Here is a 14,796-nt window from a genome sequence, read left to right on the forward strand (position 1 = left end):
GCTTTAAACGAAAGAAAGCGGCAATAGCAGCAATCAAAGTAATCGCACAAAGCAAGTAAAATTGATAATGCTCCATATGCTTCATTAAAATGGCCATTATTGGGGGACCGGCTGCGACCCCAATAAAGCGCATGCTACTGTAAATACTTGTGATGGTTCCTCTTTCTTCCTTTTCAATTCCTTCCGTAATCAGGGCATCTAATGGAGGTAAACTCCCACCTATTCCAATACCTGCAATGGTCAAGAAAATAATGATGAACCACATTTTTTCTGAGAAATTAAGGGCAATTGTGCCAATAACGATTGCAAGTATACTGATAAATGTAATCCACCGCATTAAATTTTTGTCTTTTTTAATTTTTTTTCCTGTAAAGTAGGAAGTAAGACATAAAGCGCCAAGTGGAATAGCAAGATAGAAACCTTTTTTTATGTTTTTAATATGATAGTGCTTTTCCAATATTTCCGATAAGTAAAACATCTCGGCAAATAGAATGAACATAACAATAGCCCCAATAAAGAAAATGGCGTATAGCCATTTTTTATCTTGATGCAATATTTCTTTCGTATGCTTTATAAATTCTTTGAAGGGTAAAGGTTTGTTTTTACTCTTTGGTGATTTTACAAAGAGTAAAATTAAAACAATGGAAATCAAACAAAAAACTGGAATAGACATGAATGGGATAAACCATATAAATCCTGCTAAAAGTGCACCAAGAATGGGACTAAGCACTTTTCCGAATGTATTAGCTGTTTCAATAATTCCTAAAGTACTACTAATTTCCTCTTCACTTTTAAATAAATCGCCTACTAATGGTAAGACAATAGGGAATGCTCCGGCTGCTCCAACACCCTGTAGAGCACGGCCGATAAGGATGACCCAATAGCTATTATCCAGCAACCATGCAGCAAGTCCTGATATCACCCCGCCTATTCCAGCAATAATTAAACTAGGGATTATCACCCGTTTACGGCCAATATGATCAGATAGATATCCCGCCACAGGTATGAGTAGTATCGCTAGTACTGAATATACAGTTATAATCATGCTTACTTGAAAAGAAGATATATTCAGCTTTTGCTCAATCGATGGCAATACAGGAATTAGCATGCTATTTCCAAGGGTCATAACTAACGGGATGGAAGAAAGTGAGAATATTGCCATTTTAGAAACCTTTACATTTTGTTGCTTTGCTGTTTTTTGAACTTTGGTTGTAAGGTTTACTATTCTTTTATCATCATTTACATGATCCATTTTCATTCTCCCTGCTTTCAAATAGTTAACTATAGTTAATATGTACAGGCAAGATGAAAATTAACGCGATTTTCATCATCCAAAAAATGGATTTTATAATTCTGTTTATTCCTTCTATTCTTTAAATAATATGATATGATGTAATAAAAAATATGGTGGTGTCTATACATGGGGGAAGTTGTTGCACTAAGCATTGGAAAGGGAAAAACGTTTACATGGAAAGATAAAAATATTCAATCAGCAATTGGAAAAGAGAAAGTAACAGAAGCGATTTTAACATTTGATGGATTTGTTGGAGATGGTGTTGTAAATACAGCTTTCCATGGCGGAAAAGAACGAGCTGTATGCTATTATCCCTTTGAGCATTATCAAAAATGGGAAAAGGAATTTAAAATAACGATGAATCCTCCTGCGTTTGGAGAAAATATTTGTGGCACGGAATTCACGGAAAAAAATACATATATTGGTGATATCTTTTCTTTAGGAGAAGCTATTGTACAAGTAACGCAAGGAAGGGTTCCCTGTTCTACTATTTCTAAATATAACAATGTCGATGCATTTTTAAGCAGAATTGTGGAAACTTGTTATACGGGTTATTTTCTAAAAGTAATAAAAGAGGGTAAGGTGAGCAATCATTCAACCTTTCAATTAGTAGATCGTCTGCAAGAAAAAGTGTCCGTGTGGGATGCCACAAAAGTAATGCTTCTTGATCGGAAAAATAAAGAGGCCATGCTATCGATTCTGCAAATCGAGCAATTAGCAGAGGATTGGAAAAATCGCTATAAAACAGCACTAGCTAAACTGAAATAATTTTTTTCGGAAAATGATTGACTTTTATTGTGTAGTTCAATATCATATAAGTAACATATCGAACGGCAATGAAGAAGAGTAGTACCTTTATTGGAGACTTCAGAGAGCTGGTGGTTGGTGTAAACCAGTGTGGACGATAAAGAGAATGGACTTCTGAGCTTCTAAACCGAACCAGCTTGATGTAGTAGGCTTTAGCGAACGTCTCATCGTTACAAGAGACAGAAATTTGTCGTTAAGCGACTGATTTCTTAAAGTGAGCTTAATTTATTAAGCTAATGAAGGTGGCACCACGGGTTTCTCGTCCTTTTTATAGGAGAGAGACCCTTTTTTATTTTCCAAAAATATATATAAATCTAAAACGTTGAAGAAGAGTAGTAAGTATATAACGATGTTAAAGAGAGTCGGTGGCTGGTGAGAACCGATACATCCATTATACGGAATGGACTTCTGAGTGCGGGCCTGAAATAGTAGTAGGGCTTAACGGCATCCCCCGTTAACGGGATAGAGTATAATAGTACTCGATAAGCGAGAGTGAATCTTCACTCTAATCTGAGGTGGTACCGCGGTTAACAAATCGTCCTCTATCTGCAAAAGAATCATGCAGATAGAGGACTTTTTTTATAGATTTTTATAAATTTGCAACTTTTACCAATAGATAATTAGGAGGATATAAGGATGGAAAACAATCTTTTATTAATCGATGAAATTCAAGGTGATACACTGACACCTATAAGCATTTATCAACGACTATCTGGAAAAAAGAAATTCTTGCTGGAAAGCTCTTTAAAACATGAGGATTCAGGAAGATATTCCATCATAGGATGTGATCCCACATTTGAACTTATTGGAAAAGGGTTTGAAACAGTGATTCTTGAAGGAGATAAACGAGAAGTAAGAAAAGAACGGGCACTTGATTTAGTAAAAAAATTAATACCTGAAAATAAAGCAGTGCTTCCTAATTCATTACCAGTCAACGCTGGAGCATTCGGTTATGTAGGCTATGACAATATAAGACAATATGAAAACATTGGTCCAGAAGCAAAGGATGATATAGGGATACCAGATGTACATCTTATGTTTTTTGAAGATTTAGTAATTTTTGACCATTTAGAACAAAAAGTTTTTTTGGTTGCAAGCCCTTTAAAGGATACAACAACAGAGCAAGAGCTAAGATTTCGGCTGCAGATAAGAAAGCTAGAAGTTACTGCCCCATACAAAGAGGATTTACCTGAAGTAAAGCTTACCCCTTTCCAGGCAAGTATATCGAAGGAACAATTTATCGAAAAGGTTAACAAAGCGAAGGAATATATTTTGGAAGGAGATATCTTCCAAGTCGTTCCTTCGCAAAGAATGACCGCCAAGATAGAGGGATCTCCTTTTTCTTATTATCGAAAACTAAGAATCAAAAATCAGTCACCTTATATGTATTTTTTCGATTTTGGCGATTATGCGGTGCTGGGAAGTTCACCGGAAAGCTTAATTAAAGCAGTAGATGGAAAAGTAATAACTAATCCAATTGCTGGAACGAGGCCAAGAGGGACGACGATAGAAGAGGATATAAGTTTAGAGAAAGAACTACAGCGAGATGAAAAGGAATTAGCAGAGCATAAAATGCTTGTTGATTTAGCAAGGAATGATGTTGGAAAAGTTAGTGAATTTGGCAGTATTTCCGTTGATAAGTATATAAAAGTAGAAAAGTATAAGCATGTTATGCATCTTGTTTCAGAAGTAAGTGGCGATTTAATGAAAGATTACACATGTGTAGATGCACTCGTTTCTTGTTTGCCTGCAGGAACAGTTTCGGGAGCACCTAAGATACGTGCCATGCAGATTATAAATGAATTAGAAGGTACAAAAAGAGGAGTATATTCAGGGGCTGTCGGTTACTTTTCGAAAAATGGAAACATGGACTTTGCCCTTGCCATTCGAACGATGGTTATAAAAGACAAAAAGGCATATATTCAGGCTGGTGCAGGAATTGTCCATGATTCTGTTCCAGAAAAGGAATATGAAGAAACGATTCATAAACTAAAATTATTCTTGGAGGAACAACATGATTTTATTAATCGATAATTATGACTCTTTTACGTATAACTTATTTCAATATTTAGGGGAATTAGGGGAAGACATAACGGTTGTTCGAAACGATGAAATATCTATTGATGCTATTCGTCACTTAAATCCAGATCGAATTGTTTTGTCACCAGGACCAGGTAGACCGGAAAATGCAGGGATTTTAATCGAACTCATTCAAACGCTTTATCAAGAGTTTCCGATTCTAGGTATTTGTCTTGGTCATCAGGGAATCGGATATGCATTTGGATCCGAGGTAGTAAAGGCAACGAATGTGATGCACGGAAAAACATCGAAATTAAAGGTAACTGGTAATTCCGTTTTTCGAAATATAGAAGAACCGATCGAAGTGATGCGCTACCATTCCCTTGTTATTAAAAAAGATACATTAAACGACGATTTTGAAGTTTTGGCTTACTCAACGGATGATGACGAGATTATGGCGATAAAGCACAAGAACTATCCACTTTATGGCTATCAATTTCATCCAGAATCAGTAGGGACTGACTGCGGAAAACAGTTATTGCAAAATTTTATCATTGAAACAAGAAAGGAAGTTCAAAGATGAAACAATACGTGGAAAAATTAATGGGTAAACAATCATTAACTGAAACGGAAATGGAAGATGCAGCTAGCCTACTTTTTTCAAAGGAAATAACGGATACGGAGATTGCTGCCTTTATTACGAGCTTAAAAATGAAGGGAGAAACCGTAGACGAAATTGTTGGTATTGTAAAGGCTGTAAGGAAGCAAACTCTTCCTTTTTCTCAAAACACACTTGGCTGCATTGATAACTGTGGTACAGGTGGAGATAGATCTCAAAGCTTTAACATAAGCAGTACTTCAGCATTTGTGTTAGCGGGAGCTGGAATACCTGTCGCAAAACACGGAAATCGCAGTATTTCCAGTAAGACTGGAAGTGCCGATGTTCTAGAAGAGCTTGGGATAAAATTGAATGTGAGCCCAGAGCAAAATGTTCGCCAATTAGAAGAAGTAGGGATTACTTTTCTATTTGCCCAGCATGTTCAACCGAACATGGGTAGAATTATGAAGGTACGCAGAGAATTAAAGTTGCCGACTATTTTTAATTTGATTGGTCCATTAACGAATCCTATATCACTCGAAACACAAGTACTAGGGATATATCGAAGTGATTTACTCGTAACATTTGCTGAAAGCTTACGAAAATTAGGAAGAAAACGAGCAGTTGTATTAAATGGTGCTGGAGGAATGGACGAAGCTTCCTTACAAGGTGATAATCAGCTTGTAATTTTAAAAAATGGAAAAATTGAGAAAACAATTCTTACTCCAGAAACGGTAAACCTTCCTTATTACACAAATGAACAAATCCGCGGGGGAGACGCAAAGGAAAATGCAGCTATATTGTTGAATGTTTTAAAAGGGAGAAAAGGCGCTTTCCGTGATACGGTTCTTTTAAATGCAGGCATCGGCATTTTTACCGCTGGAAGAGCGGAAAGTATTTTAGATGGCGTTAACTTAGCGAAGGAAAGCATTGATTCAGGGGCAGCACTTCATAAATTAAACCGATTAGTGGAAACAAGTAAAGAATTCGAAGGGGCAGGGATTTAAAGTGGAGACAATTTTGGATAAAATTATTGCACAAAAAAAGGAAACGATCGAAGAGTTATATAATCGAAAAGAAGAGCTGGAGACGGTAACTCGCAACATAAAAAAAAGATCTTTTCTAGAAAAAATAAAGCAGTCGGAAACTTTAGCAATAATAGCAGAGTTTAAAAGGGCATCTCCATCAAAGGGGGATATTAATATAGATAAGGACCCACAGGAGCAAGCTAAAATGTACGAACTATATGGTGCTGATGCCATTTCTGTTTTAACAGATACACCTTTTTTTAAAGGGACATACGATGATCTGGCTATGGTGAGAGAAACGGTAAATCTGCCAATTCTCTGCAAGGATTTCATTATTGATAAAATTCAAATCGATTTTGCAAAAGCGTATGGTGCGGATATCGTATTACTAATAGCCGCAGCATTAGAGGACGAAAAGCTTCATGAATTATATACGTATGCAACGGAATTAGGTCTTGAAGTATTGCTGGAGGTTCATAATGAAGAAGAATTGGAAAGAGCTTTAAAAACAGACGCCCAATTAATAGGGGTGAACAATCGAAATTTAAAAACCTTTGAAGTAACACTGGAAACAACCGAAAAATTAGCTGCAAGAATAAAAGAAAATGGCAGATATATGGTTAGTGAAAGTGGCATATCCACTTATGACGATATTTTGAAGGTTACTTCTAGTGGAGCAAATGCCATTTTAGTTGGGGAAACCTTTATGAAAGCCTCAGATCTTGAAAGTAAAATGAAAGAAATGAAAGTATCTTTAAGGGCGGGGATAAAGTGAATGTAAAAATTTGTGGAATTACAACAATAGATGCAGCAACAGCTGCCATTCAATATGGAGCAAATGCGCTTGGATTTGTATTTGCAAAAAGTAAAAGGAAATTAAGCGCACAACAGGCAAAAGAAATTATCGATACTCTTCCTGAAGGTTTAATGAAGGTAGGCGTGTTTGTCAATGAGTCCAAAGAAGAGATAGAGAAGATTGTGAAGGTTTCTGGTATAAATGCTATCCAGCTTCATGGGGATGAAACGGCAGACTTTGCTTCAAGCTTTTCTTTGCCAATCATAAAGGCTTTTAGTATTTCCTCACAGGAAGATCTACAACAGGTAATTTCTTTTCCATGTGATTATGCATTATTGGACAGTCCAAGAGGGCAGTATCATGGAGGAAATGGAATAGCTTTCGACTGGAGCATAATAAAAGATTATAATTTTGGTAATACGAAAATCATTCTTGCTGGTGGACTAAATGAAACGAACTTAATAGAAGCTGTCTATACAACAAATCCTTTTATGGTGGATGTTAGCAGTGGGGTTGAGACAGACGGTAAGAAAGATTTAGAGAAAATAAAGAATTTTTTACGAATTGCAAAGTCAGTTCATATTTAAGAAAAGAGGGAGCTTATCATGGCAGAAACATACGCGTTTCCAGATAATAAAGGACATTTCGGAATGTATGGAGGAAGATACGTTCCAGAGACATTAATGCAAGCAGTAACAGAACTTGAAACGGAATATAAAAAAGCACAACAAGATCCAGCCTTTCACGAAGAATTAAATGGATTATTAAAGAATTATGTTGGAAGAGAAACCCCCCTTTATTTTGCGGAGAATCTAACAAAATACGCTGGCGGAGCAAAAATCTATTTAAAAAGAGAAGATTTAAACCATACAGGTGCTCACAAAATAAACAACTCCCTTGGTCAAGCGCTGCTCGCAAAAAGAATGGGGAAAAAGAAAGTTGTAGCGGAAACGGGTGCTGGACAGCATGGAGTAGCAACTGCAACAGCATGTGCACTATTAGACTTAGAATGTACGATTTTTATGGGAGAAGAAGATATTAGAAGACAGAAGTTGAATGTGTTCCGAATGGAATTACTAGGAGCTAAAGTCGTTGGGGTTACTTCTGGAAGTGCCACGCTGAAGGATGCTTGTAATGAAGCCTTACGCTATTGGGTAACCAATGTAGTAGATACACACTATATACTAGGTTCCGTAATGGGTCCACATCCATTTCCAATGATGGTACGTGATTTTCAAAGTGTCATTGGTAAAGAAGCGAAAAAACAATACGTTGAAAAAGTCGGAAACCTGCCAGAAGCAATCGTTGCCTGTATTGGTGGTGGTAGTAATGCCATGGGTATCTTTTATCCATTTATTGAAGATGAAGGTGTCGCTTTATACGGTGTAGAGGCGTCAGGGCATGGCCTTCACACTGAAAAGCATGCTGCATCCCTATCGAAAGGGAAACCAGGTGTGTTACATGGCTCTTATATGTACTTGCTGCAAAATGAAGATGGACAAATTCAAGAGGCACACTCGATTTCAGCGGGATTAGATTATCCTGGTATTGGTCCAGAGCATAGCTATCTTCATGATATTGGCCGGGCAAAGTATGAATCGATTACAGATGATGAAGCATTTGAAGCACTTCAATTGCTTTGTAAAATAGAAGGGATTATTCCTGCTTTAGAAAGTGCTCATGCAATTAGTTATGCAGTGAAACTAGCAAGCAAGATGGATAAGGAAGAAGGAATCATTGTCTGCTTATCTGGTAGAGGAGATAAGGATGTAAATACAGTAATGGAAAGAATGGAGGAATAAGAAATGAAAGCAATCCAAGCAGCCTTTAAAGAGGTACTGGAAAAAGGAGATAAGGCGTTTGTTCCATATATTATGGCAGGAGATGGAGGCCTTCAAACATTAAAGGACAAAGTACTTTTTCTGGAAGAGGCAGGAGCAACTGCAATTGAACTTGGCATTCCATTTTCTGATCCAGTAGCAGATGGACCAATTATCCAAGCTGCAGGCATCCGTTCTCTTAAGGCAGGAACAACGCTTAAAGGTGTTTTTGAAACGATTCAATCTTTTAGAGAGGAAACTACTATTCCCCTCGTCATGATGACTTATTTAAATCCTATTTTAGCTTATGGAGTAGAGACGTTTTTCCAAGACTGTGAAAAAGCAGCGATCAATGGATTGATTGTGCCGGATTTACCGGTGGAAGAGGAAGTAATTTTAGAAGAATTAGCGGCAAAGCATCAAGTTGAAATTATCCGCTTAGTCACCTTAACAAGTCCTTTAGATCGAATTGAAAACATCGCAAAAAAAGGAAATGGCTTCTTATATGCTGTCACGGTTACAGGTATAACTGGTTCAAGAACTAGCTTTCAAGCACATCTAGGTGCACATTTACTAAAGGTGAAGGAAGTTAGCCATATCCCTGTTCTTGCTGGATTCGGAATTTCGTCGCCAGAACATGTTGCGAGCATGACAGAATACTGTGATGGGGTAATTGTCGGTAGTAGAATCGTTGAACTATTTTCAGAGAATAACTTAGAGGAAATAAAGGCATTGATTGCCGCATGTAAAAAAGGAAATACGTTATCGGCTATTTAAAAAGTGAAAAACCTCCTTCTGATTTGACAGTAAGGAGGTTTTTCACTTTTTAAATGGAGAATTTTAAAGAGAAGAACTAGTTTCTGTAACGGTAAGCGCATAAGGGGGAAATCATTGGTCTAAACCCAAGATTGGGGCTGTGCAAAGCCCAGCCCTTACAAAAAATTACTCTCCAATAGAAACGTTTCTATATAGCTTGTATTCCCGTGTTAGCTCGTTGATCAGTGGAGCTGTCGCATGCTGTTTAAAGGAAAATTCAGGCACGATATAGGAAAAGTATCTTTTAATTGTCTCATTTTTAATTCGTAATAACTTAAGACTGCCCATATTAACTTCTTTTTGGATTGCATATTTAGAAAGGATGGATATTCCTAAATCAGCTTCAACTGATTCTTTAATAATCTGTGTACTACCGAATGAGCGGATAATTGGAGGATGAAATCCTTGCTTATGAAAAAAGTGTTTTACGACTTCTCTTGTTCCTGATCCATCTTCTCTAAGAATCCAAGTTTCATTATATAAATCTCTTAATTCAACTGAGGGAAAATTGGCTAATCGATGATTTTTACTAACGATTACGACTAGTTCATCTTCCTTAAAAGGTGTTATGGAAAGGTGTGGATGACTTGTTAGATGACTATCAATAATCCCCAAATCAATTTCTCCATGTAATAATTGATCAACAATACGATTGGAGTTTCTTATACTTATCATTGGATTATCATGTTTCTTGTCCATTTTTATATATTCGGCAATTACTTTAGGTAGTAAATACTCTCCAAATGTAAAGCTCGAACCAATAGATAGAGGACGGATTTTCGTTTCTGAAAGGTAATTAATTAAATCTTTCACTTCTTTGTATTCTGATAATATTTTCTTTGCATGAAAATAAAATAGTTCGCCTGCTTCTGTAAGTCTTACATATTTATTCGTTCTGTCTAAAAAGGTGACATTGTATTTTTTTTCCAGTGCTTTTATAGAAAGTGTCACAGCAGATTGAGTAATATGTAAGCTTTCTGCAGCTCTAGTAAAATTAAGCTTCTCTGCAACTGTTACAAAGGTTAATAAATGGTAATCCAAAAAATCACGCTCCTTCATAAAACGATATTATGCCCTGCTACTTAGATACATTTGTATAAGTGTATGGAGTAAAATGGCTAAAGCTACTCTATAGTAAATTGCAGAGAAAACTACTTCTTTCTATTATTATACTAAAATTGTGTCAGGATAAAAATAGAAGTTGATAGAATAATTGAAAAATAATGAATATTTACCAAAATAAATTTTATACGTTTTTATAATTATTCCATCAATCAGACAATAAGCCTATTTTGCAAAGGGATGCACACCAATTATTTCGGGAATATAAATATTTTTCTTGTAGAAAAAACAAATAACCTCTATAATCAATAATGATTCTCAATGTATGTGTTCCATAAATGATTAGAAATCGTTCGAAACAGCCTATACATAAATGGAGTCATGATAGTTCTGTTTAGGCAGTGATAGAAACGAACGACAAATAAGAGGAATAAAAACTATAAAAAAGGATAGGTGTAAAGGAGAAAATCATGATTAAACGCTTTTTTTCATATTATAAGCCACATAAGAAATTATTTAAGCTCGACTTTTCCAGTGCGATAGTTGTTGCACTACTAGAGCTCGCTTTTCCACTTGCGGTCTCTTGGTATATTGATGATTTACTTCCAGAAGGGAATTGGAGCTCGATTTTGTCTGTAGGTGTGGGATTACTGCTATTATATGTAACGAGTACCTTTCTTCAATACATTGTTAACTATTGGGGTCATAAGTTAGGGATAAATATTGAAACAGACATGCGTGGCCAATTATTTACGCATGTGCAAAGACAATCGTTTTCGTTTTTCGACAATACGAAAACAGGGCATATTATGAGTCGCATTACCAATGATTTATTTGATATTGGAGAACTTGCCCACCATGGTCCAGAGGATTTATTTATTGCCATTATGACTTTTGTTGGGGCATTTTGGATTATGCTTACGATTAATATAAAACTAGCATTCATTGTTATTTTCATCGTTCCAATTCTTGTTTGGCTGATTACATACTGTAACCGAAGCATGAATAAAGCATGGGGGCAAATGTATGGAGATATTGCTGACGTAAATGCTAGAGTGGAAGATAGTGTATCTGGTGTGCGTGTTGTTCAATCTTTTACAAATGAAGAATATGAGATTTCAAGATTTACAGTAAACAATAGAAGATTTCGTAAGGCAAAAATAGGCGCATATAAAGTAATGTCGATTACTTCTTCATCAGTATATATGTTGATGAGATTCTTTACTTTAGTTGTTTTAGTATTTGGTGCCTGGTTAACATTTAATGAGCAAATGAAAATTGGGGAATTGGTTTCCTTCATTCTCTTTGTAAATATATTGCAAAAACCAATTGATAAAATTAGTGCAATATTAGAACTATATCCGAAGGGAATGGCTGGCTTTAAGCGTTTCTTGGAATTATTAGATTCAGAACCCAAAATTCTAGATCGGAAAGATGCAATAGAAGTAAATGGATTAAAAGGCGACATCGTATTATCAAATGTAACATTTAGCTATGACAGTAATCCTGTTTTGAAAAACATTAACCTTTCCATAAATGCTGGCGAAACAATTGCTTTTGTTGGTCCTTCTGGTGCTGGAAAGACAACGATTTGTTCGTTAATTCCCCGTTTTTATGATGTGAATAGTGGTAGTATCAAAATTGATGGAATCGATATTCGCGACATGACGAAGAAATCACTAAGATCGCAAATAGGAATTGTACAGCAGGATGTATTTTTATTTACAGGCACGTTAAAAGAAAACATTGCCTATGGTAAATTGGATGCGACAGACGAGGAAATCCATGAAGCTGTAAGAAGAGCGCATCTCGAAGATTTAGTACTTAAATTACCTGATGGATATGAAACACAAATTGGTGAAAGAGGATTGAAGCTATCAGGCGGCCAAAAACAAAGAATCGCGATTGCTCGAATGTTCCTAAAAAACCCGCCAATTCTCATATTAGATGAAGCGACATCTGCGCTAGACACAGAAACGGAATTAATTATCCAAAACTCTTTAAATGAGCTAGCTAAAAACCGAACTACACTAGTTATTGCACATCGGCTTGCGACTATTCGCAATGCAGATCGCATTGTCGTAGTAACAGAAAATGGTATAGAAGAAGAAGGGAAGCATGATGAATTAATAGCACGTAATGGAATTTTTGCTAACCTTCATCGTGTTCAATATCAGCGATAATATTAAGGTCTGTACTTTTAATGGTACAGACCTTAATTTATTCCTGAAGGCTTATTGGTAAGAAGCATACACTGCTTATGACTACCATTTTTAAGAAGTCTATAGAATAAAAAACTATTCTAAATGTCCGATATGCGATATATTGGATATAAGTTTTTTGATAATTCAAATAAGAAAGGATGTGGACTTTTGAGACCCATTATTCTAGGGATATTTGCTGCACTTTTTTTTGCATTTACCTTTGTACTAAATCAGTCCATGGAAATAGGTGGAGGCAGCTGGGTATGGAGTGCTTCACTACGCTATTTTTTTATGGTTCCTTTATTAGTCCTGATTGTGGCATGTAGAAAGAATTTAGCAGAAGTTTGGCAGGAGTTAAAAGCAAATCCAGTTTCTTGGTTGATTTGGAGCACAGTCGGCTTTGGACTTTTTTATGGAGGAATTTGTTTTGCAGGTGCCTATGGTCCAGGTTGGCTTGTAGCAGGTACATGGCAGCTTACCATCATTTCTGGTACACTCTTAGCACCATTATTTTATGAGAAAAAGATCAGTGGAAATGGGAGTATGCAATTAACACGAAGGAAAATTCCATTTAGAAGTTTAACTTTTTCTATTTTCATTGTTTTAGGTGTCATCATTATGCAGCTGGAATTTGCTGTCTCGATTGCTTTGAAGGATGCTTTGTTTTGTCTTATCCCTATTCTGATCGCATCATTTGCATACCCTTTAGGTAATCGGAAGATGATGGAGATTTGTGATGGAAGATTAGATGTGTTTCAGCGAGTATTAGGGATGACAATCGCAAGTCTTCCATTTTGGATACTTTTATCAATTGGTGGTGTATTAACTGGAGGATTACCTGGAAAGCAGCAGGTTATTCAATCAGCAATTGTTGCAGTTTTTTCAGGAATAATTGCGACGATATTATTTTTCGCAGCAACTGACTTGGTTAAAGACAATATGATTAAGCTAGGAGCTGTTGAAGCAACCCAATCATTGGAAGTATTATTTGCTTTATTAGGGGAAGTGCTTTTTCTATCGGCGCATTTACCAAGCCCTGTCAGTTTCCTTGGCATTAGCTTTGTGATGTTCGGAATGATATTACATAGTGTATATTCGAGTAAGAAAATACACATAAATACTAGCGTGGAAGCATAACCATGGTTTTTGTGATTGTCTTTAGCCAAATCGTTAAAAATTTGTTAAGATTCTTATAATTATATGAAGTTTATTTAGATTTATCGGAATTTTTTACTTTTTTATACAAAATCAGTATACTATGTTAAGGAGAAGGAATCGTTTGAAATTCAGAGTTAATCAGAAGCAAGTAGATGTTTAGTAGCATCGTGGATTGGCAAAAGCAAGAATAAAGCTAGAAATTCAAAAGTTTAACGGAAAAGGCTACTTTATTTTAAAATCAAGCTTAAGTCAGCGAATGGATGTATGTACAGCCTTTAAGAATGCGGTATTTCTGACAGTCGTGTTTTTTTGGCTATCACTTCTAAAAATAATTGTTAGGAGGAAAAGCAAAATGACAAAGAGGTTAGAAGAAAAAGAGATTAAATTAATAGCACTTGACATGGATGGAACACTATTGAATGAAAAAGGGGAAATCCCTGAAGAGAACCGGAAGGCAATTAAAGAGGCTCATGATAATGGATTGCATGTTGTATTGAGTACTGGCCGTTCCATTGCTACATGCAATGACCATGCAAAAAGTCTTTTATTAAAATCTTATTTAGTTACAGTAAATGGTAGTGAGATTTGGGATACAAGCGGCAATCTAATTGAAAGAAATCTTGTGGATGCAAATCATATCCAATGGATGTGGGAATTAGCACAGCAGAATAAAGCAAAAATGTGGGCAACAAGCTGTGATCGTTTATGGATCGATGAAATGCCAGAAGAAGTAAGTAAATCAGAGTGGCTAAAGTTTGGATTTCATATTGAAGACGATCAAATACGTGATAAAGTATTAAAAAGTTTAAAAGAGAAAAATTGCTTTGAAATCAGTAATTCCTCCCCAGTAAATATCGAAGTAAATGCCTTAGGGATAAATAAAGCAAAGGGGCTCAAAAAAGTATGTGAGCTATTACATATCTCCATGGATCAAGTGTTGGCAGCAGGAGACAGTCTGAATGACATTAGTATGATAAAAGAAGCGGGTATTGGGGTTGCAATGGGGAATGCACAGGATATTGTAAAGGAGACAGCAGATGTTGTCACCTTAGCAAATAATGAGAGTGGTGTAGCCTATGCAATCAGAAAGTGGGCTTTAAAAAAGGAGGTTGCAGAAATAAAAAAATAATCCTTCCTAACTATCAGCTCGAAAAATATTTTTCTAAACAATTAATTTCAAAAAACAATTGAAAC

At 36.0% G+C, this 14,796-nt stretch carries 13 protein-coding genes and 2 other annotated features; of the genes, 11 read left to right on the forward strand and 2 right to left on the reverse strand.

All coding sequences use genetic code 11. The features are described from left to right. On the reverse strand, window positions 1-1,252 hold a 1,252-nt coding region (gene bcbE, locus RTL21_RS06245; protein WP_312094434.1), incomplete at its 3' end, for a bacillibactin exporter BcbE. Window positions 1,253-1,420: 168 nt separating this feature from the next. Between bcbE and RTL21_RS06250 the strand changes: the two genes are divergently transcribed. The 8 genes from RTL21_RS06250 (at window position 1,421) to trpA (ending at window position 9,139) form a co-directional block, all read left to right on the forward strand. After that, window positions 1,421-2,062 carry an MOSC domain-containing protein gene (locus RTL21_RS06250; protein ID WP_312094436.1) on the forward strand — a complete coding sequence of 214 codons (642 nt, stop codon included), beginning with the start codon at window positions 1,421-1,423 and terminating at the stop codon, window positions 2,060-2,062. 59 nt (window positions 2,063-2,121) lie between these two features. Further along, window positions 2,122-2,371 (forward strand) — a binding site (T-box leader). Between the two features lie 43 nt (window positions 2,372-2,414). Next, window positions 2,415-2,647, forward strand: a binding site (T-box leader). A 90-nt stretch (window positions 2,648-2,737) separates the two neighbouring features. Then, window positions 2,738-4,135, forward strand: a complete 1,398-nt coding sequence (gene trpE, locus RTL21_RS06255) for an anthranilate synthase component I (RefSeq protein WP_312094438.1) — start codon at window positions 2,738-2,740, stop codon at window positions 4,133-4,135. Further along, entirely contained in the window at window positions 4,116-4,703 is a 588-nt protein-coding gene (locus RTL21_RS06260; RefSeq protein ID WP_312094440.1) for an anthranilate synthase component II, read from the forward strand. Before trpE ends, RTL21_RS06260 begins: the two co-directional genes overlap by 20 nt. Next, window positions 4,700-5,725: an anthranilate phosphoribosyltransferase gene (gene trpD / locus RTL21_RS06265; RefSeq protein WP_312094442.1), complete on the forward strand. Its 1,026-nt coding sequence runs from the start codon at window positions 4,700-4,702 to the stop codon at window positions 5,723-5,725. The genes RTL21_RS06260 and trpD overlap by 4 nt, the downstream gene beginning before the upstream one ends. 1 nt (window position 5,726) lies before the next feature. Then, window positions 5,727-6,521, forward strand: coding sequence for an indole-3-glycerol phosphate synthase TrpC (gene trpC, locus RTL21_RS06270; RefSeq protein ID WP_312094444.1), 795 nt, complete (start codon window positions 5,727-5,729; stop codon window positions 6,519-6,521). Beyond that, window positions 6,518-7,129 (forward strand): phosphoribosylanthranilate isomerase, encoded by a 612-nt coding sequence (locus RTL21_RS06275; RefSeq protein WP_312094446.1) that lies wholly within the window; start codon window positions 6,518-6,520, stop codon window positions 7,127-7,129. The genes trpC and RTL21_RS06275 overlap by 4 nt, the downstream gene beginning before the upstream one ends. A gap of 18 nt (window positions 7,130-7,147) precedes the next feature. Continuing rightward, window positions 7,148-8,344 (forward strand): tryptophan synthase subunit beta, encoded by a 1,197-nt coding sequence (gene trpB / locus RTL21_RS06280; RefSeq protein ID WP_312094448.1) that lies wholly within the window; start codon window positions 7,148-7,150, stop codon window positions 8,342-8,344. Between the two features lie 3 nt (window positions 8,345-8,347). Continuing rightward, a complete protein-coding gene (gene trpA, locus RTL21_RS06285; RefSeq protein ID WP_312094450.1) occupies window positions 8,348-9,139 on the forward strand; it encodes a tryptophan synthase subunit alpha in 792 nt (263 codons plus the stop codon). Between the two features lie 165 nt (window positions 9,140-9,304). Here the strand turns inward: trpA and RTL21_RS06290 are convergent, their stop codons facing one another. Continuing rightward, window positions 9,305-10,219, reverse strand: coding sequence for a LysR family transcriptional regulator (locus tag RTL21_RS06290; protein WP_312094452.1), 915 nt, complete (start codon window positions 10,217-10,219; stop codon window positions 9,305-9,307). Between the two features lie 491 nt (window positions 10,220-10,710). On the opposite strand from RTL21_RS06290, the gene RTL21_RS06295 reads away from it, so the two are divergent. The 3 genes from RTL21_RS06295 (at window position 10,711) to RTL21_RS06305 (ending at window position 14,731) form a co-directional block, all read left to right on the forward strand. Then, window positions 10,711-12,423, forward strand: a complete 1,713-nt coding sequence (locus RTL21_RS06295) for an ABC transporter ATP-binding protein (protein ID WP_312094454.1) — start codon at window positions 10,711-10,713, stop codon at window positions 12,421-12,423. A gap of 189 nt (window positions 12,424-12,612) precedes the next feature. Beyond that, window positions 12,613-13,581, forward strand: a complete 969-nt coding sequence (locus RTL21_RS06300; RefSeq protein WP_312094456.1) for a DMT family transporter — start codon at window positions 12,613-12,615, stop codon at window positions 13,579-13,581. A gap of 373 nt (window positions 13,582-13,954) precedes the next feature. Next, entirely contained in the window at window positions 13,955-14,731 is a 777-nt protein-coding gene (locus RTL21_RS06305) for a Cof-type HAD-IIB family hydrolase (RefSeq protein ID WP_312094543.1), read from the forward strand. Window positions 14,732-14,796: the final 65 nt, after the last annotated feature.

Source organism: Niallia sp. (assembly GCF_031978665.1).
Classification (GTDB): domain Bacteria; phylum Bacillota; class Bacilli; order Bacillales; family Cytobacillaceae; genus Niallia.

Coding starts and splice junctions, on each gene's coding strand:
- trpE (WP_312094438.1), top strand. CDS start 2,738: ATGGAAAACAATCTTTTATTAATCGATGAAATTCAAGGTGATACACTG.
- trpD (WP_312094442.1), top strand. CDS start 4,700: ATGAAACAATACGTGGAAAAATTAATGGGTAAACAATCATTAACTGAA.
- trpA (WP_312094450.1), top strand. CDS start 8,348: ATGAAAGCAATCCAAGCAGCCTTTAAAGAGGTACTGGAAAAAGGAGAT.
- RTL21_RS06295 (WP_312094454.1), top strand. CDS start 10,711: ATGATTAAACGCTTTTTTTCATATTATAAGCCACATAAGAAATTATTT.
- RTL21_RS06260 (WP_312094440.1), top strand. CDS start 4,116: ATGATTTTATTAATCGATAATTATGACTCTTTTACGTATAACTTATTT.
- RTL21_RS06305 (WP_312094543.1), top strand. CDS start 13,955: ATGACAAAGAGGTTAGAAGAAAAAGAGATTAAATTAATAGCACTTGAC.
- trpB (WP_312094448.1), top strand. CDS start 7,148: ATGGCAGAAACATACGCGTTTCCAGATAATAAAGGACATTTCGGAATG.
- RTL21_RS06250 (WP_312094436.1), top strand. CDS start 1,421: ATGGGGGAAGTTGTTGCACTAAGCATTGGAAAGGGAAAAACGTTTACA.